At 33.0% G+C, this 5,135-nt stretch carries 5 protein-coding genes and 1 pseudogene; 2 read left to right on the plus strand and 4 right to left on the minus strand.

Annotation, left to right across the window (positions count from 1 at the left end; translation table 11 throughout):
* Window positions 1-935: 935 nt before the first annotated feature.
* From CIGNP103_RS07950 to CIGNP103_RS07955, 3 genes are read right to left on the minus strand one after another with little or no spacing between them, the layout of a single operon-like run.
* A complete protein-coding gene (locus CIGNP103_RS07950) occupies window positions 936-1,334 on the minus strand; it encodes a CHC2 zinc finger domain-containing protein (RefSeq protein WP_236845777.1) in 399 nt (132 codons plus the stop codon).
* Window positions 1,335-1,383: 49 nt separating this feature from the next.
* On the minus strand, window positions 1,384-1,581 hold the full coding sequence (locus CIGNP103_RS08340; RefSeq protein WP_236847433.1) for a hypothetical protein: 198 nt from the start codon (window positions 1,579-1,581) through the stop codon (window positions 1,384-1,386).
* A 27-nt stretch (window positions 1,582-1,608) separates the two neighbouring features.
* Window positions 1,609-2,577 (minus strand): MFS transporter, encoded by a 969-nt coding sequence (locus CIGNP103_RS07955; RefSeq protein WP_236847434.1) that lies wholly within the window; start codon window positions 2,575-2,577, stop codon window positions 1,609-1,611.
* A 274-nt stretch (window positions 2,578-2,851) separates the two neighbouring features.
* Here CIGNP103_RS07955 and CIGNP103_RS07960 point away from each other — a divergent pair, with 274 nt between their 5' ends.
* Complete coding sequence (locus CIGNP103_RS07960; RefSeq protein WP_179187407.1) at window positions 2,852-3,121, plus strand: hypothetical protein; 270 nt, start codon at window positions 2,852-2,854, stop codon at window positions 3,119-3,121.
* 40 nt (window positions 3,122-3,161) lie between these two features.
* On the opposite strand, the gene CIGNP103_RS07965 is transcribed toward CIGNP103_RS07960, so the two are convergent.
* Window positions 3,162-4,946, minus strand: a complete 1,785-nt coding sequence (locus tag CIGNP103_RS07965) for a DASS family sodium-coupled anion symporter (RefSeq protein WP_086268905.1) — start codon at window positions 4,944-4,946, stop codon at window positions 3,162-3,164.
* A gap of 109 nt (window positions 4,947-5,055) precedes the next feature.
* Between CIGNP103_RS07965 and CIGNP103_RS08055 the strand changes: the two are divergent.
* A pseudogene (locus CIGNP103_RS08055) lies at window positions 5,056-5,135 on the plus strand (dCTP deaminase); the annotation flags it as partial.

Genomic DNA, 5,135 nt, shown 5'->3' on the forward strand with positions numbered 1-5,135 from the left:
TACGAAATCACCATCTTTTATCTTAATTTTATTAATGTTTGTCTCATCAAAAAAGCTCATAAGCTCTTTAATCTCATCTCTTGTCATAATAGTTCTCCTAAAATTTAATTAACTTTACATTTTATCAAATTTGAGTAAAAGATTTGGTTTAAATTTAAAAAAAATATCTAAAATTTGGATTTATACGCTAAATTTAAGCGTAAGATAATCAAAATAATCCAAATTTATCAAACTTCAAAAGTTCGCGTATGTTTTAGTCTATCTATCATCCAAAACATAAATGAGCTAAGAATCACAAGAACAAAGCTAAGAATGAGAGCTTTTTCGTTTTGGCCATCATAAACCGCATTAAATATCGCCAATGATGTTTGGAAAAATAATAAAAACAGCTATCTCAAACCTATTTTTTTCCAATACTCAAGCCAACTTCAATAAGATCTTTTGGGAAATTCTCAAATGCAGCTTAAATCGGCTTTACAAACAGCGGTAGACTTGCTAAAAATGAAGCTATAACTAAAGCTTTGAAACTAAAAACTATCTCTAAATTTAAAAAACTAGCTATTTCTACCAAATACGTAAAGCAGTAAAAATCCAGTAACAATAGGTGGAAAAATCATTATAACTAGTTCAAAAAATGTTTTAAATTTACCCTTGTAAAATGCCAAAAAATATGCCAGTAAAATACCTATAGTTATAAACAACACCAAAGAAAAACATAGAGTTTTAGCACTCAAAATAAGAGGAGTTAAAAGCCACTCTAAGTTATTTAAGTCCAAATTCTGTAAAAATAACCTTTGAGTGTTCGTTTTGTTTTATCGCACCCATTTGTAGGGCTGCTTCCTTGTCTATATTTTCATTTTGAAGTAAATTTAGCGTGTTTTGATTCTCACTAGCCCAGCTCCCAGATCTCTATCATAGCGTCATTTATACTGCGATTATATAGATAGTTTAGTGCCTCCTGATTTTTTGTAAAGTAGGCTTTTGTAGTGTAAATTTAGATTTTCAAGTACTTTTTTATCTATTTTATGGCTATTTTGTTCTTTCGTATAAGTCAGGGTAAAGTTATACATATTTGCAAGTTTTTCAACCGCTTCTATATAGCTAAGTTTTTCATAGTCCATTATAAATTTGATAGCATCACCACCTGCTTTACAAGCAAAACAGTGAAATATTCCTTTACTAGGGCTTATGCTCATTGATGGGTTTTTATCGTTGTGAAATGGACATACGCACACAAAGTTTCCACCTGATTTTTTCAGCGGTATGTAGCTACTTATGACATCGCTTATATCTATTATGGCTTTTAAATTTTCTATACTACTTGGTTCTATCATAAAGGGGATTATACCAACTATTTACTTTAATTTAACTCATATTTATAACTCATATCTTTTTAAGTCCGAAAATAATAGATAAAAATATCACTATAAATCCAAAAGAAATCAAATTTAGCACTTTCCAACCACCATTTGCTAGCACAAATCCTACGCTAGAACTTGCTAACAAATTTGCTCCAAAAATGCTAATAGCATTTAGACCTTGTAAGCGTAGTTTATACTCTGAGTTTATGGCATTTAGCATAAATGTTCCGCCATTAAAACTAAAAGCCTAGCCGATACCAACAAGCACTAAACTCACCCAAAATCCCCAAAAACTCACGCTAAAAAGTGCTACCAAAACAGCAATCAAATAAAACAAAATCCCAAGTAAAATAAGCCTAAACGGACTTAAATTTTTCATAAAAAACGCTAAAAATAAGCTTGGTGCATACATAGCTATGAAGTGCCACACAAGCACACTTTTAGCTTCGTCATAGCTAAATTTATATTCACTCATCGCAAGCGGCGCTGCGTTCATAATGAGCGTCATAAATGCAAATCCAAAAGCACAAGCTAGCGTAGCAAGAATAAAATTTGGCTCTTTTAAGCAAGTTAGTAAAGGGACTTTTTGAGATTGTTTTTTAGTATTTGGTGAAGTAAGCGTTAATGGCAGAGTAATAGCAAAATTGATAGCACAAAGCAAAAGCGCAAATAAAAATGAGCCAACAAAAGGTGTATCAAATATCAAAGTGCCGATGTTTGCCAAATTTGGTCCTAAAATACCACCCATTATCCCACCTGCTACGACAAAGGCTGTAGCTCTGTTTTTGTCATTTTGCGTAGCTAAATTTAGAGCTTTATTAACTAAAAATCTATAAAATTGATTGAGCACAGTAAAAAATCCGAGCAAAAAAGTCGCAAAACAAAATAGATAAAATAGCCCAGACACTAGTGAAAACATAGCAAAACCAGCGCCCAAACAACCAATCAAAGAAGCATATAAAAATACCTTTTTTCTACCAAATTTTTGCATTAAATTTGATGAAAAAAATACAGCTATAAAAGCCCCGCAAAGCGTAGCAGAGATAGGAAGCGAGGCAAAACTACTATTATAACAATGCAGACAAGCCTTAGCATACAAAATATCATCAAGCAGCCACTTTCCAGCTAATCTACTACTAAAAGTTAGCAAAGAGACAACAGCTCCACTAAAACCTTGGCCTAAAAGCAATAAAATGATATTTTTGTTTAGGAGCATAAAAATCTCCTTATTGATTTAAATTTATGAATTTAATTGATTTGATTAAATATTACAATCAGTGTTTTTTATAAAAAATAATGCGTTATTGTCGCACCAATCAAAAAGACAAGAGTTGTTGGTCACTACTTAAAAATGTAACTTATTTATTTTATTAATTTCTTAATATATTTTTAAAAAAGATGATATTCTATACTACTTGATTTTATCATAAGCGAAATTATACCTTGAATTTACTATAATGGTCTTTAAATTTGATTATTAGGTTTAGCATTTGGATTTCTTTTTTATAGAATATCGTGATCCTATTTTTGGGCTAATTGTTCTTTTTGCTGCAGTTCTTTTAGTCGCTATCTCAAGCTATGCTTTGGGAATTTGGGGTGTAAAAGATGAAAATCGCAGTATAGAAAAATTTGTCAAAAAATTTGAAAACTCTAGCGGTCTTAGCCAAAACCATTACAAAAAACGCGAAAGTCAAAACATACGAAACATACTTCATCAATCCCCCCCCCAATTTTATTTTATAGTAAAAAACAATATTTAACATAGCAAAAGTATGAAAAACGCATACTTTTGCCATAAATTTAATAAAATCCTAAAACTTTCCACCAAACCAAACCGGCCAAAATCATCACGACCATATTCACAACCGACATAACAAAACCAATGCCCCACCATTTTTTGAGACTAACGTAGTTAGTACCAAAGATGACCGGTGCAGTTCCTGTAGCATAATGTGTTATACCCATCATCACATTTCCAGCTGTAATCATAATAAATGCATACAAAAGCGGTGGTGCGCCAAGTGCAAGACCTGCGCTATAAAATACAAAAAACATTGCCGAAATATGTGCAGTTGTCGAAGCAAAAAAGTAGTGTGAATACAAAAACGCAACCGATAAAAATAGCATAATCGAAATCTCGCCAAGACCTAAATTTAGTGCTAATTGTTGTAAATTTGAAGCCAAAAATGTCGTTACTTCAAGTTTGCCAAGCATAGTTGCCATCATAACAAGTGCAGAGAACCAAACAAGCGTATTCCATGCGGCTTTTTGGGCTAAAATTTCATCAAAACCCAAAACACCAGTCACCAACACGACACTAAGACCTAAAAATGCGATAGTTGTGGCATTTAGCGTGATTCCAAACAAAAATCCAAATGCACCAGCCCAAAGTATAAGTAAAAATAAAAATACGCCAAACATAATCTTTTCATCGCGCCTCATCGCACCTAGCTGTGCAAGTTTTTCTTTGGCAAAAGCTCTAGCATTTGGGGTGGATTTGATCTCTGGTGGCGATAAAAAATAAATCACCAAAGGCATAATCATCATCGCTAAAATTCCCGGCACAAACATACCCAAAGCCCATTGAATCCAGCTGATCGAAATATCTAAATTTGTAGCTTTTGCGACAAGATCTACGACCAAAGGATTTGGCGCAGTTGCGGTAATAAACATTGCTGAGCTGATCGGATTTGCTTGAAAATTTACAAGTGACAAATATGTTCCGATTTTGTTTTGTGTGCCATCTTCTGGCGTACTTTTGAAGCTTTTTGAGATCGCTTGAACAATCGGATTTATGATAGCTCCAGCCCTAGCTGTATTTGACGGCGTGACCGGTGCTAAAATCGTCTCGCTAAGTGCGATTGAATAGGCAATTCCAAGCGTTTTTTTACCAAAAATAGAGATAAAATAATATGCAAGTCTTTCGCCAAGCCCTGTTTTTATGATGCCTTTAGCTACGATGATTGAAATAACAATGAGCCAAATTAACGCATTTGAAAAGCCACTTAAAGCATCGTTTATACCGGTTTTGGCTTTGAGTTTCCACTCAGCAGCTTTGACTTTTTTGTCTATTTCTTTTTGACTAAATTTATTCAACGCAATACTATTTAAAACAGAAATCTCACTACCATCTAAAAGCTTTGAATTTGCCGTTTTTGTCGTGTTTTTAAGATGCAAAGCTGATAATTCTTTTAGCAAATTTTCACCTTTATTTTGTGAGTTTATCTCGATTTTTAGATCGTTTAGTGCATTTTTAAGAGCTAAAATTTTAGCGTTTAAAATCTGTTTTTTTAACTCCATTTTATCAATATCAACTTTGTCTGCTAATGCAGTAAGTGTCTTGATCTGAGTTTGTCTAAGAGTGCTTTGTGGCGTCGTGATTCCAGTAATAGCGACGATTGCGATCGCTATCAAACAGATCGCACCAAGTGGCATAATGGCAAAAATGATAGCCAAAATGACAGCTATAAATAAACCCAAAAAATGCCACGCATTGTCTTCTAGACCATGTGGCGTAGGTAAAACAAAAAACACCGCAGCGATTAAAACACAAATCACAAGAGATAGAATTTTGCATCCGCTCATTTATTCTCCTTTTTAAGCATTTCAAAATTAACTAGATTGTATAATACTTAGCTTTAACTTAAAATTGTATATAAAATATAATTAAATAAATTTGCATAAAGGGAAATTTATGGGTTTAAAAAGCGATAAATGGATACGCCAAATGAGCTTAGAACACAAAATGATAACTCCATTTTGCGAAGAGAATAT

The organism is Campylobacter sp. P0103, from assembly GCF_002139545.1.
GTDB classification, from domain to species: domain Bacteria; phylum Campylobacterota; class Campylobacteria; order Campylobacterales; family Campylobacteraceae; genus Campylobacter; species Campylobacter devanensis.